The 25,087-nt window shown below is 62.6% G+C and carries 23 protein-coding genes; 20 read left to right on the top strand and 3 right to left on the bottom strand.

The window, feature by feature from the left end; genetic code table 11:
- Positions 1 to 256: 256 nt before the first annotated feature.
- From GGD50_RS27795 to GGD50_RS27770, 6 genes are all read left to right on the top strand, one after another.
- The gene (locus GGD50_RS27795) at positions 257 to 1,849 is read left to right on the top strand and encodes a Re/Si-specific NAD(P)(+) transhydrogenase subunit alpha (RefSeq protein ID WP_107107338.1); all 1,593 of its coding nucleotides are present in this window, start codon (positions 257 to 259) and stop codon (positions 1,847 to 1,849) included.
- Between the two features lie 17 nt (positions 1,850 to 1,866).
- Positions 1,867 to 3,300, top strand: a complete 1,434-nt coding sequence (locus tag GGD50_RS27790; protein ID WP_107107339.1) for an NAD(P)(+) transhydrogenase (Re/Si-specific) subunit beta — start codon at positions 1,867 to 1,869, stop codon at positions 3,298 to 3,300.
- A gap of 806 nt (positions 3,301 to 4,106) precedes the next feature.
- Complete coding sequence (locus tag GGD50_RS27785; RefSeq protein WP_183940258.1) at positions 4,107 to 4,283, top strand: hypothetical protein; 177 nt, start codon at positions 4,107 to 4,109, stop codon at positions 4,281 to 4,283.
- Between the two features lie 204 nt (positions 4,284 to 4,487).
- Positions 4,488 to 5,447, top strand: coding sequence for a DUF3991 and toprim domain-containing protein (locus tag GGD50_RS27780; RefSeq protein WP_183940255.1), 960 nt, complete (start codon positions 4,488 to 4,490; stop codon positions 5,445 to 5,447).
- Positions 5,448 to 5,573: 126 nt separating this feature from the next.
- A complete protein-coding gene (locus GGD50_RS27775; RefSeq protein WP_183940253.1) occupies positions 5,574 to 6,179 on the top strand; it encodes a DUF1419 domain-containing protein in 606 nt (201 codons plus the stop codon).
- A 141-nt stretch (positions 6,180 to 6,320) separates the two neighbouring features.
- The gene (locus GGD50_RS27770) at positions 6,321 to 11,417 is read left to right on the top strand and encodes a helicase-related protein (protein ID WP_183940251.1); all 5,097 of its coding nucleotides are present in this window, start codon (positions 6,321 to 6,323) and stop codon (positions 11,415 to 11,417) included.
- Positions 11,418 to 11,462: 45 nt separating this feature from the next.
- On the opposite strand, the gene GGD50_RS27765 is transcribed toward GGD50_RS27770, so the two are convergent.
- Positions 11,463 to 11,759 carry a type II toxin-antitoxin system RelE/ParE family toxin gene (locus tag GGD50_RS27765; RefSeq protein WP_183940249.1) on the bottom strand — a complete coding sequence of 99 codons (297 nt, stop codon included), beginning with the start codon at positions 11,757 to 11,759 and terminating at the stop codon, positions 11,463 to 11,465.
- Positions 11,756 to 12,022: a type II toxin-antitoxin system ParD family antitoxin gene (locus tag GGD50_RS27760; RefSeq protein WP_062284648.1), complete on the bottom strand. Its 267-nt coding sequence runs from the start codon at positions 12,020 to 12,022 to the stop codon at positions 11,756 to 11,758. The genes GGD50_RS27765 and GGD50_RS27760 overlap by 4 nt, the downstream gene beginning before the upstream one ends.
- A 371-nt stretch (positions 12,023 to 12,393) precedes the next feature.
- Here GGD50_RS27760 and GGD50_RS27755 point away from each other — a divergent pair, with 371 nt between their 5' ends.
- From GGD50_RS27755 to GGD50_RS27725, 7 genes are all read left to right on the top strand, one after another.
- On the top strand, positions 12,394 to 14,145 hold the full coding sequence (locus tag GGD50_RS27755; protein ID WP_183940247.1) for a ParB N-terminal domain-containing protein: 1,752 nt from the start codon (positions 12,394 to 12,396) through the stop codon (positions 14,143 to 14,145).
- Between the two features lie 93 nt (positions 14,146 to 14,238).
- Positions 14,239 to 14,685: a hypothetical protein gene (locus GGD50_RS27750; RefSeq protein WP_183940245.1), complete on the top strand. Its 447-nt coding sequence runs from the start codon at positions 14,239 to 14,241 to the stop codon at positions 14,683 to 14,685.
- Positions 14,682 to 15,557: a DUF7007 domain-containing protein gene (locus GGD50_RS27745; protein WP_183940243.1), complete on the top strand. Its 876-nt coding sequence runs from the start codon at positions 14,682 to 14,684 to the stop codon at positions 15,555 to 15,557. The genes GGD50_RS27750 and GGD50_RS27745 overlap by 4 nt, the downstream gene beginning before the upstream one ends.
- Entirely contained in the window at positions 15,557 to 15,922 is a 366-nt protein-coding gene (locus GGD50_RS27740) for a hypothetical protein (protein ID WP_183940241.1), read from the top strand. Before GGD50_RS27745 ends, GGD50_RS27740 begins: the two co-directional genes overlap by 1 nt.
- Positions 15,919 to 16,368, top strand: coding sequence for a hypothetical protein (locus tag GGD50_RS27735; protein WP_183940239.1), 450 nt, complete (start codon positions 15,919 to 15,921; stop codon positions 16,366 to 16,368). Before GGD50_RS27740 ends, GGD50_RS27735 begins: the two co-directional genes overlap by 4 nt.
- A 485-nt stretch (positions 16,369 to 16,853) precedes the next feature.
- Positions 16,854 to 17,441, top strand: coding sequence for a hypothetical protein (locus GGD50_RS27730; protein ID WP_183940237.1), 588 nt, complete (start codon positions 16,854 to 16,856; stop codon positions 17,439 to 17,441).
- A 288-nt stretch (positions 17,442 to 17,729) separates the two neighbouring features.
- On the top strand, positions 17,730 to 18,656 hold the full coding sequence (locus GGD50_RS27725; protein ID WP_183940235.1) for an ArdC family protein: 927 nt from the start codon (positions 17,730 to 17,732) through the stop codon (positions 18,654 to 18,656).
- Positions 18,657 to 18,659: 3 nt separating this feature from the next.
- On the opposite strand, the gene GGD50_RS27720 is transcribed toward GGD50_RS27725, so the two are convergent.
- Positions 18,660 to 18,836: a hypothetical protein gene (locus tag GGD50_RS27720; RefSeq protein ID WP_183940233.1), complete on the bottom strand. Its 177-nt coding sequence runs from the start codon at positions 18,834 to 18,836 to the stop codon at positions 18,660 to 18,662.
- Between the two features lie 455 nt (positions 18,837 to 19,291).
- On the opposite strand from GGD50_RS27720, the gene GGD50_RS27715 reads away from it, so the two are divergent.
- From GGD50_RS27715 to GGD50_RS27685, 7 genes are all read left to right on the top strand, one after another.
- A complete protein-coding gene (locus GGD50_RS27715) occupies positions 19,292 to 19,600 on the top strand; it encodes a DUF736 domain-containing protein (RefSeq protein WP_011427435.1) in 309 nt (102 codons plus the stop codon).
- 137 nt (positions 19,601 to 19,737) lie between these two features.
- Complete coding sequence (locus tag GGD50_RS27710) at positions 19,738 to 20,793, top strand: Fic family protein (protein WP_210318982.1); 1,056 nt, start codon at positions 19,738 to 19,740, stop codon at positions 20,791 to 20,793.
- A 411-nt stretch (positions 20,794 to 21,204) separates the two neighbouring features.
- Positions 21,205 to 22,359 carry an IS110 family RNA-guided transposase gene (locus tag GGD50_RS27705; protein ID WP_183940231.1) on the top strand — a complete coding sequence of 385 codons (1,155 nt, stop codon included), beginning with the start codon at positions 21,205 to 21,207 and terminating at the stop codon, positions 22,357 to 22,359.
- Between the two features lie 553 nt (positions 22,360 to 22,912).
- On the top strand, positions 22,913 to 23,236 hold the full coding sequence (locus GGD50_RS27700) for a DUF736 domain-containing protein (RefSeq protein ID WP_077470714.1): 324 nt from the start codon (positions 22,913 to 22,915) through the stop codon (positions 23,234 to 23,236).
- A 136-nt stretch (positions 23,237 to 23,372) separates the two neighbouring features.
- The gene (locus GGD50_RS27695; protein WP_183940229.1) at positions 23,373 to 23,681 is read left to right on the top strand and encodes a DUF736 domain-containing protein; all 309 of its coding nucleotides are present in this window, start codon (positions 23,373 to 23,375) and stop codon (positions 23,679 to 23,681) included.
- A 321-nt stretch (positions 23,682 to 24,002) separates the two neighbouring features.
- Entirely contained in the window at positions 24,003 to 24,167 is a 165-nt protein-coding gene (locus GGD50_RS27690) for a hypothetical protein (RefSeq protein ID WP_183940227.1), read from the top strand.
- A 332-nt stretch (positions 24,168 to 24,499) separates the two neighbouring features.
- On the top strand, positions 24,500 to 24,991 hold the full coding sequence (locus tag GGD50_RS27685; protein ID WP_183940226.1) for a hypothetical protein: 492 nt from the start codon (positions 24,500 to 24,502) through the stop codon (positions 24,989 to 24,991).
- Positions 24,992 to 25,087 lie beyond the last annotated feature (96 nt).

Genomic DNA, 25,087 nt, shown 5'->3' with positions numbered 1-25,087 from the left:
GCAGCTGGGCCGTATTGCACGGCATGGATGCTGCGCCTCATGCAGGATCGCACACTTCCCTCCGACAGACCGCAAGCGGCGGTGCGCAAGCTGGTCGTCTGAAAGTATCTGAAATTCGTGGCGTCGAAATTCATCTCACGCGTCATGTGTGAAATTTCCCAACGCCGACAACATTGTGGCTTGAATGGACTGCTAAATTTAACAAAGCGAATTCTTGCCACGCGATAACACGGTCACTTCAGCAGGAACAGTAATCATGTCAAACAAGGTTGGGGTACCCCGAGAAATCACTGCAGGCGAGTCACGTGTTGGGTTGACGCCAGAGAGTGCGTTGCAGTTGGTGAAGCTTGGGCATGACTGCCTGGTTGAGACGGGTGCGGGGCTTTCGGCGGGGTTTTCGGACGAGGCGTACCGGGCGGCGGGTGTGAGGGTGGTCGCGACGCGCGAGGCGGTCTATGCGGAAGGCGACGTGATCGCCAAGGTGCGGCCGCCGCAGGCCGATGAGGTGGCGCTTTTGTCTGCCGGCAAGACGCTGATCTCGTTTTTCTATCCGGCGCAGAACAAGGATCTGCTGGAGCAGGCGCGCGAGACGGGTGCGAGCGTGATCGCCATGGACATGGTGCCGCGCATTTCCCGCGCCCAGAAGATGGACGCACTGTCGTCGATGGCCAACGTTGCCGGTTACCGGGCGGTGATCGAGGCGGGCAGCAATTTCGGGCGGTTCTTCACGGGCCAGGTGACGGCGGCAGGCAAGGTGCCGCCGGCCAAGGTGCTGGTGATCGGCGCCGGCGTCGCCGGCCTGGCCGCGATCGGCACGGCGACGTCGCTCGGCGCGATCACCTATGCGTTCGACGTGCGGCCTGAGGTGGCCGAGCAGATCGAGAGCATGGGGGCTGAGTTCGTCTATCTCGATTTTGCCCACAGTCAGGGTGGCGGTCAGCAGGATGGTGCTGCGACCGGCGGTTATGCCGCCCCGTCCTCGCCGGAATTCCGCGAGAAGCAGTTGGCGAAGTTCCGTGAACTGGCGCCTGAGATCGACATCGTCATCACCACGGCGCTGATCCCCGGCCGCGATGCGCCCAAACTGTGGCTCGAAGACATGGTCGCGGCGATGAAGCCGGGCTCCGTCGTCGTCGACCTTGCGGCCGAACGCGGCGGCAATTGCGACCTGACGGTGCCCGACCAAAAGATCGTCTCGCCGAATGGTGTGACCATTGTCGGCTATACCGACTTCCCGAGCCGCATGGCCGCCCAGGCCTCGACGCTCTACGCCACCAATGTCCGTCACATGCTGAGCGACCTGACGCCGGGGAAGGACGGTGTCCTCGTCCACAACATGGACGACGACGTCATCCGGGGAGCGACGGTGACGAAGGCCGGCGAAATAACATTCCCCCCGCCGCCGCCGAAGATCCAGGCGATCGCCGCGCAAAAGCCGAAGGAAAAGGTCAGGGAACTGACGCTTGAGGAGAAGCGTGCTGCCGAGGTCAAGGCCTTCAAGGCGCAGACGAAGAGCCAAGGCATCCTGCTGTTCGTAGCGACCGCTCTGCTTCTGGTGGTCGGCGCCGTCGCGCCAGCCAGCTTCATGAGCCATTTCGTCGTCTTTGTACTTTCCTGTTTCGTCGGCTTCCAGGTGATCTGGAATGTCAGCCATTCCCTCCACACGCCGCTGATGGCAGTGACGAATGCGGTCTCCGGTATCGTCATCCTTGGCGCGCTTCTTCAGGTCGGCTCAAGCCATTGGCTTGTCGTGGCGCTGGCAGCGCTTTCGGTGCTGGTCGCCACGATCAACATTGTCGGCGGCTTCCTCGTAACACGCCGCATGCTCGCCATGTTCCAGAAGTCCTGAGTTAGAGGCTTTAATCCATGACCATCGGTATCGTTTCGGCTGCCTATATCTCCGCGGCTGTCCTCTTCATTCTGTCGCTCGGCGGGCTCTCCGGCCAGGAAAGCGCCAAGCGCGCCGTCTGGTACGGCATTGTCGGCATGGCGCTCGCCGTCGTCGCCACCGTCTTCGGACCCGGCGTCGGCAACTGGTTCATCATCCTCTTCATGATCGCTGGCGGCGCGGTGCTGGGATATTATGTCGCCTCGCGCGTCCAGATGACCGAGATGCCGCAGCTTGTCGCGGCCCTTCATTCCTTTGTCGGTCTTGCCGCCGTCTTCATTGGCTTCAACGCCCATATCGAGGCGGACAACATTGCCGGCATGGACGAGGCGGCGCGCTCGGCTCTGTCGGGCTTTGCCGGCATCCTCGCCCACAAGAGCCCGGTCGAGCTTGCCATCATGAAGGTCGAGGTCTTCCTCGGCGTGTTCATCGGCGCCGTAACCTTCACCGGTTCGGTCGTCGCCTTCGGAAAGCTCGCCGGCAAGGTCGACGGCAAGGCGAAGAAGCTGCCCGGCGGCCATTTCCTCAATGCCGCCGCCGCCATCCTGTCGCTGCTGCTGCTCTTGATGTATGCCAATGGCGCCGGCGCATGGACGCTGATCGCCATGACGCTTCTCGCCTTCTTTATCGGTTATCACCTGATCATGGGCATCGGCGGCGCCGACATGCCGGTGGTCGTGTCGATGCTGAACAGCTATTCCGGCTGGGCGGCCGCGGCGATCGGGTTTACGCTTGGCAACGACCTTCTGATCGTCACCGGCGCGCTGGTCGGCTCCTCGGGTGCGATCCTGTCCTACATCATGTGCAAGGCGATGAACCGCTCTTTCATCTCGGTCATCCTCGGCGGCTTCGGCGGTACGACCGGTCCGGCCATGGAGATCTCCGGCGAACAGATCGCCATCGACGCAGACGGTGTCGCCTCGGCGCTCAACGATGCCGACAGCGTCATCATCGTGCCGGGCTACGGCATGGCGGTGGCGCAGGCCCAGCAGTCTGTCTCGGAACTGACCCGCAAGCTCAGGGCCGCCGGCAAGACCGTGCGCTTTGCCATCCATCCCGTCGCCGGCCGTCTGCCGGGCCACATGAACGTGCTGCTCGCCGAAGCCAGGGTGCCCTATGATATCGTGCTGGAGATGGACGAGATCAACGAGGACTTCCCCTCGACTGACGTCGTCATCGTCATCGGCTCCAACGACATCGTCAACCCGGCCGCCCAGGAGGATCCGAACTCCCCGATCGCCGGCATGCCGGTGCTCGAGGTGTGGAAGGCCAAGCAGGTGTTCGTCTCCAAACGCGGCCAAGGCACCGGCTATTCCGGCATCGAGAACCCTTTGTTCTACAAGGACAACACCCGCATGTTCTACGGCGACGCAAAGAAAAGCATCGACCAGTTGCTGCCGGCGCTGGCTTGAGGCGGAAAAATCGCAATGGTGAGCGTAGGTTTTTTGAGAGGTTGGAGTTCGAATACGACTGCGTCGCGGTCGGGAAAGACCCGCGCAAAATTCTACATGCGCTGTGCCAGGGAGTACCTCCGACGATCGCTCCCGCCACCTCTCCCATCGATCCGAAGCCGCCGACCACAGCGGGGTCGAGTAAAGACAATAAGTGGAGTTGAGATGTTTCTAAGCAACCAACGATAGTTCCATAAACCTGATTATGCGATATGTTATAAAATAACACGGATTGTCCATGAAGACGAGAATGCTTTCGCCCTTGGAAAAGTCGTGCCTTCGGTGGGTGTCTCGGGGCAAAACTCACGCCGAAATCGCCGTGTTGGAAGGGAAAAGCGTCACTGAGATCGAACTTTGCCTGGAACGTGCGCTAATCTTGCTCGACGCGAAGTCGGTCGAGGAGGCCATTGTGAAGGCCGAGCGGTCTCACTCCGATTGACGTTGAGCGACCCGCTAAACGTCATCAGCAGGCAGTCGCCAACCCGTCCTGCAAATTCGAGACACCGAGCAATCGAACGCTGGCAAGGCGAGGACCGGGCAGCACGAACAATCGGGCGGCTAACGGTGGCTCAAACGGAAGCAAGCCAATCCCGCTCTCTTTTGATGGCGTCCTGGCCCGGATCCGGATCTTCCACGATCAACCCGCGAGGGGTCCGCTAGCAAGCTGCGGCCGCCGCCGCTTCGCGTCGCGGTGATCGCGCCCGGACCCCGTGCCTTTTGAGGAGCCATCGAGCGGGAATTGGCCCGCTCCCGTAGGAGCCTCTCAGATGTCGCACGATCTGTCTCTCGCCCAGTCCCACGCCTTCCAGCTCTCCCGTGACCTGATGGTCCCGGTCACCCTCTTCGAGGTCGACGGCGAATACGGCGTCCTTCCGTCCGACGAGATCGACGCCGACGACGACCTGGCGGTCGTGCATGAGTACATGCCCTGGCCGGCCCATTGAGCCGGCATTGCGCCCTTGGCGTGCCGCTTGCGAGCGGCAGGCCGCGAGGGAAGCTGCGCCGCGGCCAATTCAGCTTGCATGATCCGACAATTGCGCGTCCGCGCCCTTGCGGTCTTTGCTCTTCGCAGCCTGCCGAAAGGCGTCCGGGAACGGACGGGTAGGCAAGGATTATGGAGGCCGATCGCTGGGCGATCGGAAGAGAAAATGAAGAGAAGAGAGATTGAAGCGCTGCGCGAGCAGGTCAGTTGTGCCGCAGTGCTGGAGCATGCCGGGTTTGCAATCGACGCGAAGGAAAGCACGCGGCGGGCGGTCAAGTTCCGGCGCGGCGGCGAGATCATCATCGTCACTTACGAAGGGCGCGGATGGTTCGATCCTCTGTCCGAAGCGAAAGGCGATGTGTTTCGGCTCGTCGAACACCTCGATCGTGTCGGTTTTCTCGAAGGCGCCGAACGGGTCGCGGATCTCGTCGGGTTTCAGATCACAGAGCCGGAGTGGCAGCCCGCAAGGAATAGCGAGAGCGACCTCTCCTTTCCCGATCGTTGGCAGGCTCGCCGCAGTCCCTGGCTAGGTTCCGCGACATGGCGATACCTCAATGGCGAGCGCCGCCTGCCTTCCTTCTTGCTCAAGACGGCGATCCAAGGCGACCTGCTGCGGGAAGGCCCGCAAGGCAGCATGTGGGCGGCGCACAGAGACCAAGCCGGGGTTTTGACCGGCTGGGAGGCGCGCGGCCCGCAGTACCGGGGTTTTGCTTCCGGAGGAACGAAGGTTCTTTTCCGTCTCGGTCCGGATAGTGCGATGCGCCTGGCTGTCACGGAAGCCGCGATCGACGCCATGAGCCTCGCGGCGATCGAAGGTTTGCGGAAGGGCACGGTTTATCTCAGCACGGGTGGCGGCTGGTCGCCGACCACGGAGGCGGCGATGCGGGCGTTGGCTGCGAGATCTGGCGTCCAAGTGGTTGCGGCGACCGACGCCAATCCCCAGGGCGACATGTTTGCAGAACGATTGCGGGCGCTCGCCGACAATGCAGGCTGCGACTGGACGCGGCTTCGGCCGACCGAGGAGGATTGGAACGAAACCCTGAAAATCAGGGAGAGGGAAAAGAAGGATGGAGAAGGCGTGCCGCATGCGCGCCGCCCGCGTCAAGGGAGGCTTCGCCCGGCTTAAGCCGGCCCTTGACCCCGGCAGCTGCGATGCCGGCGGCCCGGAAGGGGTCATGAAGGACTGAAGAGGAAGGCAAGGTCGTAGGGACCGCGCCGCGCTTCGGTCCAGAACCTCTGAATGGAGCCGCAGATGAACCCCTCTCCCGCAATCCGAAAAGTCTTCCAGGGCATCGCAAATCGATCGCAAATGTTCCGCATGTTCGACCGTCATCTCCAACGACCCGACCGCTGGGACGGCGACGCGACGCCTCTCCACGCCGGCGAATGGTTCGAGATTGGCGAGGCCGAGCACGACTATATGTTCGAGATCCTGCCGCCGCTCTGGATCCGCGGTTCGATGTTCGCGATGCGCGAGTTCCTCACCGGCTCGGTCACGAGTGTCTTCTTGGCGCTCCGGATCGATGAGAAGATCCGGTATTTCCACGGCTACTGCGATCTATCCGACAAGGCGTCGGCCGAAACCATGCGTGTCGCCATCATCGAACGCGAAAGCCGGCCGGTGCGAGCCATGACGCGCGAGGAACGCCTCGAACATATCTGGAGCAGCACGGCCGACCAATACCGCGGCTATGCCGATGACAGCGCCGCGAAAGCTGCTCGGGGCAAGCGCACGATCGCCTTCTTCGGCGGTCAGGCCGGCAGCACGGTGAGGCTTCTGGAGGATCTCGCCGACCACGAGATCGCCGCCAAGCTGCCAGTGCATCTCCGCCACCTCCCCGCTCAAGCCGCCGCCTAATCTCGGCGCTGGACGCAAGCGCGCTCGGCTAATCGCGGTCGGTCCACGTGCCTGCAGGACAGACCCCCCCCGATCCTTCGCGCCCGCGAACTGCCTCGATCGGCAGGGCGATGACGTGTGCCTTCTCACAAGGAGTTTTCGATGAGCAATGATCCCTTCACCCTCGATATCTTCGGCAGCAGCGCGCTTTCCTCCGGGCTCGGGTTGGGCGTCACGGCGTTTGGCGCTTTCGCAGCCAATGACGACGAGCCGGATCCCACCCCGCCCTCTCCCGCGCCTGCGCGGGTTTCGCCGGCGGCCAACCGGCCGCTCCCGCGAAAGCAGGGTCAGCGCACCAACTTCTATCTCGACGACGGGGATCGCGAGCTCGCCGCGACCTGGAAGGAACGGGCGCGCATCAACGTTGCTGCGATCCTCACGGCACACGAACTCGAGAAGCTGGACTTGCCCGCAACTCCGGAAGCGCAAGCGAGGCTGATCCGGTTCACCGGCTTCGGCGCCGGTGAACTGGCAAACGGCATGTTCCGGCGACCGGGCGAAATCGACTTCCGTGACGGTTGGGACGACCTCGGCAGCTCGCTGGAATCCGCCGTCAACGATGCCGAATACGCGTCGCTCGCCCGTTGCACGCAATATGCCCACTTCACCCCCGAATTTGTCATTCGGGCGATTTGGATGGGCTTGCAGCGGCTCGGCTGGCGCGGCGGCCGTGTCCTGGAGCCGGGGATCGGCACGGGCCTGTTCCCGGCGCTTATGCCGAAACAGTACCGCGACATCAGCTATGTCACCGGCATCGAGCTCGATCCCGTCACCGCGCGGATCGCGAAACTGCTGCAGCCGAAGGCGCGCATCATCAACGCCGACTTCGCGCGCACCGACCTCAACGCGATCTACGATCTTGCCATCGGCAACCCGCCCTTCTCCGATCGGACGGTTCGCTCCGACCGGCAATATCGTTCGCTCGGCCTACGCCTGCACGACTACTTCATCGCCCGGTCGATCGATCTCCTAAAACCGGGTGCTTTGGCCGCCTTCGTCACCAGCGCCGGCACGATGGACAAGGTGGATAGCATCGCACGGGAGCACATCGCCAAGTCCGCTGACCTGATTGCCGCCATCCGGCTGCCTGAAGGCAGTTTTCGGCGTGACGCGGGCACTGATGTCGTGGTCGACATCCTCTTCTTCCGCAGGCGTAAGACTGGCGAACCCGAAGGTGACCTCTCCTGGCTCGACCTGGCGGAGGTCCGGCCAGCGATGGCGGACGAGGGAGCAATCCGGGTGAACTGCTGGCTCGCCGAGCATCCGGAGTTCGTGCTTGGCGATCACGCCCTGACCTCTGGTCCCTTCGGGGAGACTTATACGTGCCAGCCACGCGCAGGTGAGGCGCTCGACGCGGCGCTGACGGCAGCCATCGCACTTCTTCCGGAAGACCTCTATGACGGCGAGCCGACCGCCATCGACATCGACCTGGAGGATGAGCTCGGAGAGATCGTTGATCTTCGTCCCGATAACGCCAAGGTGCGCGAAGGCAGCTATTTCGTCGATGTCAGACATGGTCTCATGCAGGTCGTCGACGGCGAGCCGGTCGTGGTGCAGACACGCAAGGGCCGCGGCGGCGAGGGAATTTCGAAAAAGCACGTTCGCGTCGTCCGCAAGCTGATCCCGATCCGTGATGCGGTGCGCGAGATCCTTAAAGCCCAGGAGCTGGATCGCCCATGGCGCGATCTGCAGGTGCGATTGCGGATCGCCTGGTCGAGCTTCGTCCGTGACTTCGGGCCGATCAACCACACGACCGTTTCGGTGACCGAGGATCCGGAAACCGGAGAGGTGCGCGAAACCCATCGCCAGCCGAACCTCCAGCCCTTCCGCGATGATCCCGATTGCTGGCTGGTCGCCTCCATCGAGGATTATCACCTCGAAACCGATACCGCAAAACCTGGTCCCATCTTCTCGGAACGAGTGATCGCGCCCCCTGCTCCGCCGATCATCACCTCGGCAGCGGATGCCTTGGCGGTCGTGCTGAACGAGCGCGGACGCATCGACCTCGATCATATCGCCGAGCTTCTGCATTGCGACACGGATGCTGTTCTCGATGCGCTTGGTGACACGGTCTTCCGCGATCCAGCCGACGGCTCCTGGCAGAGTTCGGATGCCTATCTCTCCGGCGCCGTACGCACGAAGCTCGGTGTCGCGGAAGCTGCTGCCGAGCTCGATGCCGCCTACGAGCGCAACGTTCGTGCGCTCCAGGCGGTACAGCCCGTCGATCTCCGCCCGTCTGACATCACCGCTCGGTTGGGCACGCCCTGGATCCCAGCAGCCGATATCGTCGACTTCGTGCATGAGACGATGGGCGCCGAGATCAAAATCCACCACATGCCGGAACTCGGCTCGTGGACGGTTGAGGCTCGGCAGCTTGGTTGGACCGCCGCCGGCACATCGGAATGGGGAACCGACCGCCGGCACGCCGGCGAGCTGCTCGCCGATGCGCTGAACAGCCGCGTGCCGCAGATCTTTGACGTTTTCAAGGAGATGGACGGCGAGCGGCGGGTGCTGAACGTGGTCGACACGGAAGCCGCCCGCGACAAGCTGCAGAAAATCAAGACGGCGTTTCAGAACTGGGTCTGGACCGATCCGGATCGCACCGACCGCCTCGCCCGGGTCTACAACGACCGCTTCAACAATATCGCGCCGCGAAAGTTCGACGGTTCCCATCTCACACTTCCCGGCGCCTCTGGCGCCTTTGTTCTTTATGGGCATCAAAAGCGCGGCATCTGGCGGATCATCTCGTCGGGTTCCACCTACCTTGCGCACGCCGTCGGTGCTGGCAAGACGATGACGATGGCTGCCGCCATCATGGAACAGCGCCGCCTGGGACTCATTGCCAAGGCGATGCTGGTCGTGCCGGGCCATTGCCTCGCCCAGGCGGCGCGCGAGTTTCTGGCGCTCTATCCGAACGCCCGGATCCTCGTTGCCGACGAGACTAACTTCACCAAGGACAAACGGGCTCGCTTCCTCTCCCGCGCCGCCACCGCGACCTGGGATGCGATCATCATCACCCACTCGGCATTCCGGTTCATCGCCGTGCCATCGACATTTGAACAGCAGATGATCCAGGACGAGTTGCAGCTCTATGAGGACCTTCTGACCAAGGTCGATAGCGACGACCGGGTCTCACGCAAGCGTCTCGAGCGTCTGAAGGAGGGTCTGAAGGAACGACTGGAAGGGCTCTCCACCCGCAAGGACGACCTACTGACGATCTCTGAAATCGGCGTCGATCAGATCGTCGTCGACGAGGCGCAGGAGTTCCGCAAGCTCTCCTTTGCCACCAACATGTCGACGTTGAAGGGTATCGATCCGAATGGATCGCAGCGCGCCTGGGATCTCTGGGTTAAATCCCGCTTCATCGAGACCAAAAACCCGGGTCGCGCGTTGGTGCTGGCATCCGGCACGCCGATCACCAATACGCTCGGCGAGATGTTCTCGGTCCAGCGGCTGCTCGGATCCGACGCGTTGCGCGAGCGCGGGCTGCATGAGTTCGACGCCTGGGCCTCGACCTTCGGCGACACGACGACGGAACTCGAAATTCAGCCTTCGGGCAAATACAAGCCGGTCAGCCGTTTCGCGAGCTTCGTCAACGTGCCGGAGCTGATTGCAATGTTCCGGTCTTTCGCCGACGTGGTGATGCCGGGCGATCTCCGCGCATACGTGAAGGTGCCCAATATCTCGACGGGACGGCGGCAGATCCTGACGGCCAAGCCGACGCAGGCGTTCAAAAACTACCAGACCATCCTCGGTGCTCGCATCAAGGCGATCGAGATGCGCGAGGGGCCGGCACAGCCCGGTGACGACATCCTGCTTTCCGTCATCACCGATGGGCGCCATGCCGCAATCGATCTCCGCCTGGTCGATGCGGACAATGACAACGAGCCGGACAACAAGCTCAACCTGCTCGTCCAGAATGCCTTCCGTATCTGGCAGGAGACCGCGCAAAGCACCTATCTCCGTCCGGACGGCAAGGCTTTCGATCTGCCGGGTGCGGCGCAAATGATCTTTTCCGATCTCGGCACCATCAATGTCGAGACGACCCGTGGCTTCTCGGCCTACCGCTGGATCAGGGACGAGCTGGTCAGGATGGGCGTTCCCGCTTCGGAAATCGCCTTCATGCAGGACTACAAGAAGACCGAGGCCAAGCAGCGGCTATTCGGCGACGTGCGCTCGGGCAAGGTCCGCTTTCTGATCGGCTCGTCGGAGACGATGGGAACGGGCGTGAATGTGCAGCTTCGCCTCAAGGCGTTGCACCATCTCGATGTCCCATGGTTGCCGTCACAGATTGAACAGCGCGAGGGCCGGATCGTGCGGCAAGGCAATCAGCACGATGAAGTCGATATCTTCGCCTATGCCACGCAAGGCTCGCTCGATGCCAGCATGTGGCAGAACAACGAGCGCAAGGCCCGCTTCATTGCGGCAGCACTCTCCGGTGACACCTCGATCCGCCGGCTCGAGGATCTCGGCGAAGGGGCCGCCAATCAGTTTGCGATGGCTAAGGCCATTGCCTCCGGCGACGAGCGGTTAATGCGGAAGGCGGGTCTCGAGGCGGACATTGCCCGTCTTGAACGGCTGCGCGCCGCCCATGACGACGATCAGTATGCGGTGCGCCGGCAGATCCGTGACGCCGAACGCGATATAGAGATCTCGGAGCGACGGGTTGCGGAGATCGGCAAGGATATCGAGCGCCTTGCTCCGACCGCGGCTGACGCCTTTACCATGACCATCGGCGAGCCTTTCGACGAGCGGAGGGCCGCTGGTCGCGCCTTGATGAAGGAAATCCTCACGCTTGTTCAGCTCCAGCAGGAGGGCGAGATCGTCATCGCCGCGATTGGAGGCTTCGATCTCGTGTTCGAAGGCGAACGCTTCGGTAAGCGCGACGGATATCGCTATACGACGCTCCTCCAGCGCACCGGTGGGACCCACGAGATCGATCTGGCTGTGACCGTGACGCCGCTTGGCGCCATATCCCGCCTCGAGCATGCGCTTGACGATTTTGACGGCGAGCGGGAACGCTATCGCCAACGGTCGCAGGACGCCCGCAAGCGCCTCGCCTCCTATCACTCGCGCGAGGGAGCTGCGTTCGCGTTTGTGGAGGAACTGGCCGACAAACGTCGGCAACTACGGGAGGTCGATGAGGCGCTGGCGCAATACGCCCGCGATGATGACGAAACGCAGAAGGCAGCCGCCTAGAGCTGCTGTTCGAGCGGACGATCATCTTATATCGAACGGCTGAAATCAATCACCGAACAAAATGGCGCCGTAGTCGGTGGCGCCATGCAGGACATGGACGATGACCACCTTCGTGCTCTCGACGCGGTAAAAGATCAGATAATTGCCATGAACGCGCCGACGGATACCATAGTGCTCGTAGCGGGGGACGAGAGTGAAGCCGTTCGGACTATCGATGAGATCCTCGCATTTGCTCCGCAGCTCTCGGATAAATGACAGCGCGCGCCGGGGATTGTCCGCAGCGATATAGTCGGCGATTTGCTCGAGATCATTTTCCGCCTCGTTGGAAAACTCGAGGATCATGCCGATTTTTCGGCTTTGTCAGCCATCGCGCTGTATTTGGCCTCAAGTCGATCGAAGACATCGCTCGCCGGCTTCGTTCGGCCAGCGTCGGCATCAGCAATGCCACGCATGATGGACGCATCCAGCGCCGCAAGCCGCGTCTCGCGGTCCTGGACCAGTCGCACACCTTCCCGCAGGACTTCGCTTTTCGAACCATAGCGTCCTGTGTCGACGAGTTGCTGAATATAGCTTTCGAGCTGCTTTCCCAGATCGGCACTGATCATGCGGTCCTCCATCTGATGTGATGCAAGACAAGATAGGCACATTATCAACTATTATCAATCCGCGTCGCAATCACTCACATTCCAAATGTGCGCGGTGAAACCGGAAAGAGGAATGGAAGATGAAAAGGGAGGGAAACCCCGCTCGCAGATCGGTCCGCCGGTCGCCGCTTGCGCTCAACCGCCGTCTCCGCATCCCGGCCACTCGTCCTTCGCAGGGCTGCCAGCCCCGCTCGTCCTTCGCGGCAGCGATGCTCGACCGCAGTTGCCCCCGGCCGCCCGCTCCGCGGTCCGGAAGGTGTCTTCAGGAAGGAATGAAGACTGGAAGGACCGGCAGGAGCCGCGTCCCAAAACCCCCGGAAAAGGAGCATCCCATGTATCTCATGAAGGTCGATCCGCGTGCGCTGAAGGATAACCCCGACAGCACGCGCCAGTCGAAGTCGACGCCGCAGGCGGACGCCCTGCTGTTGGCGACGATCAGGGCCGTCGGCATCATCCAGCCGCCCGTCGTCTTTCCGGAACGCGACGGCGGTAATGGTTTAATCATCGAGGCGGGTCATCGCCGCCGCCGCCAGGCGGTTGCCGCTGGCTTCGACGAGATCGAGGTCCTGGTGGTCGAGGCCGCCAACGACAACGGCGCCATGCGATCGATGGTCGAGAACATCGCCCGCGAGCCGCTCAACCCGGTCGACCAATGGCGGGGTATCGAACGTCTCGTCGCGCTCGACTGGACCGAGGAAGCCATCGCGGTCGCCCTGACCCTTCCGGTGCGGCAGATCCGCAAGCTCCGGCTCCTCGCCAATGTCCTGCCCTCCATGCTGGACCACATGGCAAAAGGAGACATGCCGTCCGAGCAGCAACTCCGCACCATCGCAGCAGCCGCGCTCGATGAGCAGAAGGAAGTGTGGAAGGCGCACAAGCCGAAGAAGGGCGACACGGCGTCGTGGTGGTCGGTCGCCAACGCCCTTTCGAAGAAGCGGATGTATGCCAAGGATGCGAGCTTCGGCGACGATCTGCGGGAAGCCTACGGCATCGAGTGGGTCGAAGACCTCTTCGCCCCGGCCGACGAGGACAGCCGCTACACCACCAACGTCGAGGCCTTCCTCGGCGCGCAGCAGGAGTGGATGAGCAGCAATCTGCCGAAGAAGGGATCAATCGTCGAGGTCAACAATTATGGCCAGCCGGACCTGCCCAAGAAGGCAGAGCGCGTCTACGGCAAGCCCGGCAAGGGCGACAACACGGCCATGTATCTCGATCGCGAGGGCAAGGTTCAGTCGGTCCACTACCGGATGCCGGAAGCCCGGAAGCCGAACGGGCAGACCGGCTCGTCTGCCGACGGTTCGACTAGAGCCGATGATGAAGCAATCTCGGCCTTGAAGGCGCGACCCGACATCACGCAGAAGGGCCAGGACATGATCGGCGATTTCCGCACCGATGCGCTTCACGAGGCGCTCGGCCGCGCACCGATTGAGGACGACATGCTGATGGCCTTGCTCGTGCTCGCCTTCTCCGGCCAAAACGTCCGTGTCGACTCGGGCGCCAACGACCATGTGTTCGGGCCGAAGCGCCTGCAACGCCACGCCGCCCGGCTCTTCTCCGAAGATGGGAGGCTGTCGTTCGACATGGAGACGGTTCGCGTCGCCGCCCGCTCCATCCTGGTCGAGGTGCTGTCGTGCCGGCGCAATATCTCGAACAGTGGTGTGGTCTCGCGCATCGCCGGCGAGGCGATCGGCGCCGACGGCTTCCTGCCGAACATGGGCACCGAGGATTTTCTCCTGTGCCTCTCGCGTCAGGCGCTCGAGGCCGCGGCAAAGGAGGTGAATGTGCTTCCCCGTGCCCGGGTCCGCGAAACACGCGCAGCGCTCGTCGATCATTTCAAGCAAGTCCAGTTCGTGCATCCGGCCGCGTTTTTCTCACCTGATGCGAAGGACGTCGCCGACCTGATCAAGCATGCCGACACTCTCGACAATGATCGTGATGACGACCCGGCCGTGAGCTCGAATGCAGCTGGGGATCCTTCGGAGGCTACGGTTGCTGATCTGGATGCCGAGCAGTTCGAAGAGCCGGCAGAGGGATCCGAGAACACAGACGCGGACGAAACCGCCTACGGCATCGCGGCGGAATAGCCGCGTTTCCATCCATCTCCACCGATCCCGCCGCCGGTCATCACCGGCGGCGCTTTCGTTTTCACAATCCGCAAAACCTGAAGGAGAAAGCGCATGTCTGCGTCCTTGATTTATGACCTCGCCCCAATTGGCTCCATCGTCGCCTGGTCGGACGGCACGCCGCGCCCGCCGGAACGCCACAAGCTGGCGGTCTGGGAAGCCCGCAACAGCAAGGGTCGGCTGATCCGCAAGCAGGAAAAGCGTGGCGCCGTCACCCTTCATGAGGGCGATTTCGGTGGCGGCGGCGTAATCGCCATCCGCATCCACCGGACATTCTCGCTCGACAGCGAGCTGGCCTTCAAGGTCATCGAGCGGCCCGTGCTGGGATCCGTCCGTGTCTTCGACCGCGCCGGTGCAAATGCGGAGCTCGTCCATCTGGCGGCCAATCGGCAGGCAGCCGAGGAATGGCTGACCCGGCATGGCTATCCCAATGCCGTGCTCGAGGAGGTGACCGCCGACGAGGTTGCCGCCGATCACGTCGAAGGGAGGGTCGCGGCATGATCACGTCCGTCTCCCAAACCTCCTCCTCCGATAGTTCGGGGGTGGAGTTTGGCCGAAGCGCCGACGGCATGCCTGTGGCGCGTGTCAGCGATCTCGTCTTCGCCATGGTGCCGGCGCGTGACGGCCAGAGTTTTCTCGCCAGCGCCTGGCGCGTGTCGCGGCCTCTCTCCGACCTCAAGCGCGACGATTTCTATTCGTACCACGGCTCCGTTGCGGATGAAGCCGCCTTCCGGGAACGCATGGTCGAGCAGGCCGAGCATAGCGACGAGCTTCGGGCTCTCGCTCGCCAGTCTGTCCGAATGAATTGCAGCACGCCCTGGGGCTCTTCCCAGGGGGCCACCGTCTATGCGGATGGGATTGTCTCCCACACCACGGCTGGACATGGCGGCTTCAAGCTGTCCGCCGTCCGCAACGCCGCGGTCCACCCGATGCTGCAGGCCGGTGGCGGTTGGTACGAAGACGCCGCCGCCTGGGCGATCGTGGCGCTGACCTTTCCAGATCTGTTCACGCGCTATGAGCGGAAGTGCGCAGACAAGACGGTCCGGGACTCCTGGCCGGACGCCTGGGAAGCGATCCATTGTCGTTCGCTCCTGCCTGGCAAATCCCGCGAGAGAGACAGCCAGGCATTCGCACAGGTGCATGCCGGGGACTGGATCGTTATCGCAGCACTTCGTTCGGACCATCGTCCCGGCATGACCGAGGTGATTGCGACCATTGGCGGAAAGCGCGACGAAAAGGCGGAGGAGCGCCGCTTTCTGGTGCCGAGCAGTGACTATGCTGTCGGCCGCTTCGGTTTCGTCATCGATGAAACGAAGCATGCTGCTTATGACGGACCCTCCAGCTTCGCCAGCTGGCGTCGGAGGGCCGCGTGATGTCCGGCCCCGCAAAACACGCCGCACAGCTCACCCGCATGGACGCGGCGCGGCGGCAGACGCAACATCAACTGGATCTGGTCGATCGCCAGATCACGCGCCGAATGACTGCGCTCATTCCGCTGCTCGGCCGACGCCAGCCGGGCTGCCGTCGCGGCAAGGCTCCGGCGTGTGGCGCTTTCCTTGAGCGCTATCGGGCCAATCTCGCGGCGCTGACCGCCGAGCGCCAGTCGGAGGTCGATGCGCTTACGCGCAAACTTGCCCGACAGGACGCCGCCATCACGGCTCTCCGGGCACGCCACCGGCCGCCTCCGCGACCGGCAGAGGGCGGGGATGGTGGCTCAATGGCAGAGGGACGCTCATGAGCACGATAGGCGAACTCGAGCGACGGGCGGGCATTGGTCCCACGTCCCAGGAACGGACCGCGTTCTGGATCCAGTTCCATCATCTCGAGGGGGCTGAATGCTTGAAAGCAGGCGTAGCGGAGCTCCGCAGGCTGATCGCCGAAAAGGAGGCAACGCCGACCCCAGTAAGCAAGATCGCCACAACGCGGCCCAAGCGAGAAAAGCTGCCGCCGCTGACTGAAGACGAGGTGCAGGTGATCCAGGCTTATGCCGCCAAGCACGGCCGGCGATGGAAGAGCGTTCTCAACCATGTCTGGATGGGCGGCGCACCATATGACGACGGGGGCACGTTGCGGCGCCTGCGCAATTCGCACGGTCCGTCCTGGCTTCACACCTATCGTCTGCCGAAGCCGCGCCCGGACGAAAATGCCGTTTCGGAGTGCCAGCCGGACGTATTGGAAACCTGATCCACCCGTCAGTGTGCAGGGCTCCTGCGTCCAGCTCAGCCCCTGTAATACCCAATGCCGCGACCGCCTCTCTGGCGGTTGCGTGTGAGCCGGATCCGCGCAGCGGCACTCCACGAGCGGCCGCCTGCTTCAGGTGGGATCCGAGGGCTGCGGCTCGCTGAGGGCTTCCTGCTCAATGGCTTCCCCTGTCGGACCAGTTCCGGCCCTTGCCGGTCTCCCTTCGGTTTTGCTGCGGTCTGAACCGGCGGCCGTCCGTTTCAAGGCCGCTGTCGCGCCGCGTGGCGGCCGGACCGCGCCGTCCTCTCCAAAGCAGGGCTGCGCACCGCGTCAGGTCAGTTTGACCTGCTTGCGCGCATCCCGGCTTCGCTCGTCCTGGCGGCCCCGGACCCTGAAACGCCCGTCTTCCGCCGGCTCCTTTTGACCGCACCGAAGGGCAGACCGGCAAGGGCCGGAACCGCTTCGGAGGAACCTGAAAGGACAAGCCCATGGCAAAGCCCGCAACCCAATCCCGCCACTCCGCCCGCGTGGTGCAGCTTCGAAAGGGCGCCACACTCGAAATGGTCCGGCTCACCTGCCCGGACGCCGCCCAGGCGATGGCGATTACCGAAAGCTTCGGCACGGCCGTAATCGACGGCGACGGGATCCGCGACCTGCACGAGCGCCTGATCATCGAAACCGCCGAGAGCCTGTCCGAAGGCCTTGGCGAACGGGCGATGCAGATCCACCTCCAGCGCATCGTCGGCGCCTATGTCGGCTCTGCCCATGGCGCCGGACAGTTCTACTCCCGCGCCGTCAGTGAGGCACGCGATGCCACCGCCAAGGCCGCCAATGACGCACGCGACGAGGATCTCGACGGTCCGGTCGGCTACGACAGCGCCGCCCAGCGCAAGCGCGAATTTGCAGCCGACATGGGCATCCAGGCCCACTCGCTCAGGACGGCCGCAGAGGGTGCCGTCGCCGCCTACGAGCAGATCGTCGGCGAGGCTTGGAAGCCCTTCGATCGCCCGGTCGACAACCCCGGCGCATCGCTCGACCGCAAGGCCGCCGCCGCACAGTTGGCGGCCTTCGACTGACCGCAACGGCGGGGCTTTGGCCCCGCCTCTTCTTCTCTTTCAGATCGACGGCTGGCTCCCGGAGCCAGCTTTTCGCATGTCTAAGACAAAGAAGAAGATGATCAGCTTGCCCGCCATCGCGGACCCGTCCGGCTCTTGGTCCTGCCGGGGTCGGTATTGAGCGCAAGGGCTCTGCCCTCCTCCACATACGTTCCGGCGCGTTCGCGTGCGCCCGTCCCCTCCGCCCCGGCCCTAGGACCGCCGTAACGGGCTGCGATCGGCGCGGCTCGAAAATGGAGGTATGGAAAAATGAGCAGAAAACCGGAAACGCAACGCGCGGACATCTATAGCCGGATCACCGACCGGATCGTCGACGACCTGGCCCGTGGCGTCAAACCGTGGATGAAGCCGTGGCACGACCGCAACCTTCAGGGGCGGATCACCCGCCCGCTCCGGCACAACGGACAGCCCTACTCGGGTGTGAACGTTCTCCTGTTGTGGTCGGAAGGCATGGCGCGCGGCTTCTCGTCGCCGATCTGGATGACGTTCAAGCAATCGATCGAACTGGGCGCAGCTGTCCGCAAAGGCGAGACCGGGTCGACCGTCGTCTTCGCCAGCCGCTTCACCAAGACCGAAGCCGATGGCAGCGGCGGTGAGGTCGATCGCGAAATCCCCTTTTTGAAAGCGTACACTGTTTTCAATGTCGAACAGATCGATGGTCTGCCCGACCATTATCGCCATCGGCCGGCACCTGCTGCCGATCCTCTCCAACGGATCGAAGAGGCCGACCGATTCTTCCGCAACACGGGTGCCGTTATCCGCCACGGCGGCACACAGGCATATTATTCACCGGTTACGGATCACATCCAGATGCCGCCATTCGAGAGCTTTCGGGACGCGGCATCATACGTTGCCACGGTCAGCCACGAAAGTTGCCACTGGACTGCGCACCCGCATCGTGTCGGCCGCGATCTCAGCCGTTATGCCAAGGACAAAACGGAGCGTGCCCGAGAGGAACTGATCGCCGAGCTTGGCAGCTGCTTCCTATGTGCCGACCTCGGCATCGCACCGGAACTCGAACCACGGCCCGATCACGCGTCCTACCTGGCCTCGTGGCTCGCCGTGCTTTCTGAAGACAAGCGAGCGATCTTTCAGGCGGCCGCTCATGCGCAGCGGGCAGTCAACTTCCTGCACGATCTGCAGCCTGATGCAGCTGAGGAGAAGGTCGCGGCCTAGAAATCAGAGTCGGTCGTTGTCGCCGCCAACGGCCGACGCCTCTCTGGGCTCTCTCTCCGTGAGCGTGCTCTGATCAAGTGTGAGGTCCAGCTTGCCCCAGATCGAGGTTTTGCGGTCGGTCGATTTGAGCTTTCGCGATTGCTTGATTTCGACGGTAAACGGCTTTGTCTGCTGACGCATGTATCCTCCAGGCGACGAATCGCGCGCGCACGATACCGGGTTGATTATTGGAGGCAACTCCCAGGCCGACCGATCCGTCGTCGCCGAACTAACGGCCCGGACATTGGAAGAGAGCAACGGTTCGACACAGCAACGTTTCGCTTGGGTGAGGCGGTGGCACGTTGCCATCGCGGCGTTCCTCGCATCCATTGGCATAGGCCACGTCCTCCGCGGGCTCGATGAGGCATGTCTGATCGGAGAGCGGCTTCGCCTCGATCGTTCTACCGCAACGGCCATCCAAAACTTTCTTCCCCTGAACGCTCACGCGCTCATTCCTCGCGAAACAACAAAGTTTCTCCCCGGCCGCCCTCCATTCCATTCCGTCCCTGCGGGTGCGGTCCGATCGTCCCCGATCCTTGCGACAGCCATCGAGGCCGCGAAGGGCGCGGCCCGAAACCAACGAAAGGAACACCACAATGGCAACCATCGGCACCTTCACCTCCACCGAAACCGGCTTCAACGGCTCGATCCGCACGCTCGCTCTCAACGTCAAGGCCCGCATCGCCCGCATCGAAAACCCCTCCGACAAGGGCCCGCACTACCGCATTTACGCCGGTAACGTCGAGCTCGGTGCGGCCTGGCAGAAGCGCTCCGAGCAGGACCGCGACTACCTCTCGGTCAAGCTGGACGACCCGAGCTTCCCCGCTCCGATTTACGCAACCCTCACCGAAGTCGAAGGCGAGGACGGCTACCAGCTGATCTGGTCCCGCCCCAACCGGGACTAGGACCTCGAGGCCCCGCCCATCGGGCGGGGCCTTCTCGGACTCTTCAGCTCATCCACATCCGCTATCGGATGAAAATGGATGGAACAATGGATACCGCTGTGTCATACCGTTTCGGATGGAAACGGATGGGACATTGCATGACGGTTCTCGATCTCTCGACACTGCGGATAACGCCCGAGATCCTCTCGCTGATCGCTGAGATCGACGAGTTCAAAGGCGCTTGGCGCGCACTTGGCCGCATTGCGCCCGATCGCCTGTCCAGCCTGCGCCGGGTTGCGACGATCGAGAGTATTGGATCGTCGACCCGTATCGAGGGCGCAAAGCTAAGCGACCGCGAGGTCGAAAGGCTGCTCGTAAACCTCCGGATCGGCTCTTTCTCCAGCCGCGACGAACAGGAGGTCGCAGGATATGCCAAGGTGATGGAGACGATCTTCTCAGCCTTCGACGCGATCCCCCTCAACGAAAATCACATACGCCAACTCCATCGGGATCTGCTCGCGCACTCGACGAAGGATGAGCGACACCGGGGGGATTGGAAGACCCTTTCCAACAATGTCGAGGCTTTCGACGAGAACGGTCTGAGCCTTGGTGTCGTTTTTGCGACGGCCTCGCCGTTCGATACGCCCGGTCGAATGGCGGAACTGGTTGCCTGGCAACAGGCCCAGGAGGCAGATGGCACGTTTCACCCTTTGCTGATCGTTGCTGTGTTCGTCGTGGTTTTTCTGGAAATCCATCCGTTCCAGGATGGCAATGGCCGACTGTCGCGGGCTTTGACTACCCTGCTGCTGCTTCGCGCCGGCTATGCCTACGTGCCCTACAGTTCGCTCGAAAGCATCGTCGAGCAGAACAAGGAAGCCTATTACCTCGCGCTTCGCCGCACGCAAGGCACGATCCGCACGGATCGGCAGGACTGGAATCCCTGGGTCGAATTCTTCCTGCGAAGCCTGCAGCGACAAAAGCAACGTCTCGAGCGGAAGATGGAGCGTGAGCGCATCCTTCTGGGCGATCTGCCGGAGTTGTCGGTCTCTATCCTCGAGCTGGCACGCGAGCGTGGTAGAGTTACCGTGATGGACGCGGCCAAAGCCACGGGCGCAAGCCGGAATACCGTCAAGGATCATCTGCGCGCGTTGACCGATGAGGGACACCTGACCCTGCACGGAGCGGGTCGCGGAACCTGGTATGGCCTGAGCTGAAACCAGTGTGAAGGGCCGGCCGGCGCACCAGTATCGAAGCCGTCCTCCACCCGTACAAGACAGCCACAGCCATGTCCTTTCCACTTGTTTCCGGCGCTCCATCTGCGGGCTCGATGGGGGCATGTCTGACCGGAGAGCGGCTGCGCCTCGATCGTCTTCCCGCAACGGCGTTCGCAGATTTCTTACCCCGGCCGGCTGCGCCCTCCTTCTCTCCGACTAACAAATCTTCGCCTTGCCGCCCTCCATTGCATTGCGGCCTGTGCCACCCCATCGCGTGAGGCGACGGGGACCCCGGCGGGTGCGGTCCGATCGTCCCCGGTCGTTGCGACTGCCATCGAGATCCTATGAGTAGTGGCGGCGATCTGTTCTGATCCGGTTGACGTCAACGCCGTTGCGGAAAGGAGCAGGACGATGTCGCAAGATAATGCTCGTGCAGCAGGTACTCCTCAAGAGAAACTCGGGGCAATCTTCGCCTCGATCGAATTGAGCAAAAAGACGTGGCTGCTAACCACGATGTCACCGGGCGCCGGGGACAAGATGTCCCGCCACATTATCCCCGGAGGCGATATTGGCGCTCTCTTTGCCCAGCTCGCGGCCTTGAAGCGGAAAGCTCACGACCGAACCGGCCGTCACTATCCATTTGTGATCATCCAGGAGGCCGGCCTCGACGGCTTCTGGGTCCACCGAGCGCTGACAGCCGAGGGTTACGAGAGCCATGTCGTTGATGCAGCCTCGATTGCCACGTCACGCCGCAAACGGCGGGTGAAGACCGACAGGTTAGACGGGGAGAGTTTGATCCGGGCTTTGCTTGCGTTCAAGCGCGGAGAGCCGCGGGTCTGCTCGATGTTGAGAGTTCCGAATCCGGATGAAGAAGATCGTCGGCGCATTGTGCGGGAGCGGAAAGTTCTGATGGAAGAGCGTATCCGACACAGCAACCGTATCAAAGGTCTTCTCTTCTCGCAGGGCATCACCGGTTACGATCCTTTGCGTCGCGATCGACGGGAACAGTTGGAGATGCTCCGTACGGGCGACGGGCGACCTTTGCCCCTAAACATGAAGCGGCAGGTCCTGCGAGAGTTTGCCCGCATGGAGCTGCTGATTGATCAGATCAAGGAGGTCGAAGCAGAGCGTGACGACATGCTCATCGAAGAACGACAATCTGCGCGAGAGGTGGCTTTGCTGTCTAAGGTCGTCGGCATCGGGCCCGAATTCGCCGCCGTGCTATGGGGCGAGGGTCTGTTCCGGCACTTCGACAACCGGCGGCAGGTTGCTGCGTATGCGGGGTTAGCACCGACGCCTTGGCAGAGTGGTTCGATCGATCGGGAACAGGGCATCGGCAAGTCTGGGAATCCTCGGCTCCGATCAACGTTGCTTGAGATGGCCTGGCTTTGGCTGAGGCACCAGCCATCATCAACGCTCAGTCGCTGGTTCAATGAGCGAGTCGCGCAAAACGGCGGCCGCTTCAAGAAAGTGATGATCACGGCGCTGGCACGTAAGCTGGTGGTGGCACTTTGGAAGTACACCAGCGCGGGCGTCTTGATTGAGGGCGCGGTAATCAGGCCGTGACCACGTAAGCGCATACCAGTTCGGTACAGGCCTGATCAGCCTCGCCGGAACCAGGTGGACGACCGAATTGCGGCCTGGCTTCAAACGCCGTCATCGAGAATGGTCTCGTCCTCCTGAGCCCTCGCCGCCGCAGGCGGGATTATGGTGCAGCCGTTGGAACGGCGACCGGATATGAGGTTGATACGTGCGTGGCGCGGATCAGAAACGGGCTCAGACCAAGGTTCACCGGGCGAAATCAGATCTGCCAGCTATGCCGGCTCATGATTGAAAGTCCGTTGCCAGCATCGTTCTCGCGAGACCGGTGGCGGAGAAGCCATCCCTTGCGACCTCTCTTCAGGCGGGTCTGACGCCAATCTGTCCTGATCCTGCAACGGCTTCACCGAACTTCTTCCCCTGCAGCTCTGCTGCATTCCTCGCGGGACAACAAGTCCGGCTTTCGCCGTCCTGCGCTAGCGCTGCGGTCCCGTTGGGATGCAGTCGGCCAGATCGGCGCCTCTCGACCGCTATCGAGGCCGCAAGGGGCGGCTTCGGCAACTCAGTCAGGAGAACGACAATGGCTACCATCGGAACCTTCCAGCAGTCCGGCAATGACTTCAGCGGCGAGATCGTCACCCTTTCCCTCCAGACCAAAAACGTCCGCATCGTTTCCGATACGCGCTCCAGCGGCGACAACGCTCCCAGCCACCGCGTCTTCGTCGGCCGCATCGAAATCGGAGCCGCCTGGTCCAAGCAGTCCAACGAAGGCCGTAACTACCTCGGTCTCAAGCTCGACGACCCGAGCTTCACCGCTCCGCTCTACGCCAATCTGGTCGAAGACGAGGACGGCAAGGCCTTCAGCCTCATCTGGTCGCGGCCGAACCGCCGCTCCGGTGACTGACCTCTTCCGGTGTGACGCCCTGTAGTTGGGGCGTCACAAGAAGCTCCAACACGCCGCTCGAACAGCAGCTTGACGAGTGGCTCCTCATATGAGGCCGCAATGGCGCGGCCCGAGAGACAGGACAAGGAACATCACCATGGCGACCATCGGCACCTTCACCTCCACCGAAACCGGCTTCACAGGCTCGATCCGCACTCTCGCCCTCAACGTCAAGGCCCGTATCGCCCGCGTCGAAAACCCTTCCGACAAAGGTCCGCACTACCGCATCTACGCCGGTAACGTCGAGCTCGGTGCGGCCTGGCAGAAGCGCTCCGAGCAGGACCGCGACTACCTCTCGGTCAAGCTGGACGACCCGAGCTTCCCCGCTCCGATCTACGCAACCCTCACCGAAGTCGAAGGCGAGGACGGCTACCAGCTGATCTGGTCCCGCCCCAACCGGGACTGAGATCCGGACGGGCCCCGCCGCAAGGTGGGGCCAATCGGCCGAATTGAGAAACCGGAAGCGGGCATCGAACCCGCTTCCGGCTTTTCTGGTGCCATACGGGACCGGAAATGTCTGCTCAGATCGCTTCAGTGTGCCGTGCCGGCATGGCGGCCTCAAGGACGGGTGGTCAACCCCCAATTTTGCCTCCGCTCCGGTTCCCGCCGCTCCAACAAAATCGGTTCCCCCACCCGCCGCCGCTGGCGGTCGCGTTCGCGATCCCTGACCCCGCCATCCCGTCCCGCCCCGCGTCGTCGTCTTTCACGAACTCAAGGAGATGAGACAATGACGATCGAACAACACATCGAAGAACTGCGGCTGGAATTGAAGAGCGCATGGGACGTGGCCGAGCGGCGCCAGATCGAGACGGAGCTTCAACTCGCCGAGGCTGATCTCGCCGTCATGCTTGCGGAACAGGAGGGTGCAGTCGATGCCGAGCCGCCATTCTGAGGCGGCTCATTTGTCCTCTTATCTGAGCCGGTCCGGCGGATCGACCGGCATCCCGGCTGTCAAGGGTTTCATCCCTCGACACTCCCGCCGGCTCGCGCCGGGCACGGTCACGTCCCCTCCGGGGCCGTGGGTCTCTTCTCTCTATGACTTCCTATTTTACTCCAGCAAATCCGGCGTCAAGGACGGCGCGGTCTCCCCGATTTTTCCGCCGCTGCGTTTCGACTTCGCTCTGGAAAAATCGGTTCCCCCGCTTGCGAGCCGCGTTCCGCGGTCCTGGACCCCTCTTTGCAACAGAGTGGCCGATCTCCGTCATCAACGAAGGAGATCACATCATGACAACAGATCAGAACCTCATGCTCTACACCAAGCTTGCCGGTTTCCGGCTCGTCGTCCTCGCAAACCGGTTCGGCTGCGACAGCGAATTTCGGCGGGACCTTCATGACCGCCTGGTTGAAGGGCTGGAGGCAGCAATTGGCCGCGTGCGGATCATCATGTCGTTGGAGCGGAGCGTTTTCGCCGGAGAGGACGAGTTCGCCGAGCATCAGCTGGAAGGGGAGACCGAAATATTCGGGCGCATTACCATTAACCTCCGGGACGATCTCGAAATCGATTTCGACACGCACGAATATCGCATCAACGGCGACGATTGGGCGATCGCTTTGACGGCGGACAATACCGGCGTCGACATCGACTATCCGGAGTTGATCGCGCTCACCGACGACGAACTCGGCTCACTTGCGCCGATCATCAAGGAGATCACGTCGGAAACGGGGATCGCGGTAAATGCGTCCCGTGCCTGCTACATCAGGTGCGGGGGTTCCTGATCGGTCCTGCGGTGCGGTCTCGATAGTCCGAGGGGCGGCGAGAGCAGCCTCTCAGTTGAGATCTACGAAACCATCGCAATGGTGACGATAGCGACC

Source organism: Martinezella paranaensis, assembly GCF_014200235.1.
Taxonomy (GTDB): domain Bacteria; phylum Pseudomonadota; class Alphaproteobacteria; order Rhizobiales; family Rhizobiaceae; genus Rhizobium; species Rhizobium paranaense.
Note: the sequence above shows the minus strand (reverse complement) of the source record. Positions and strands in the feature narration are given on the sequence as shown.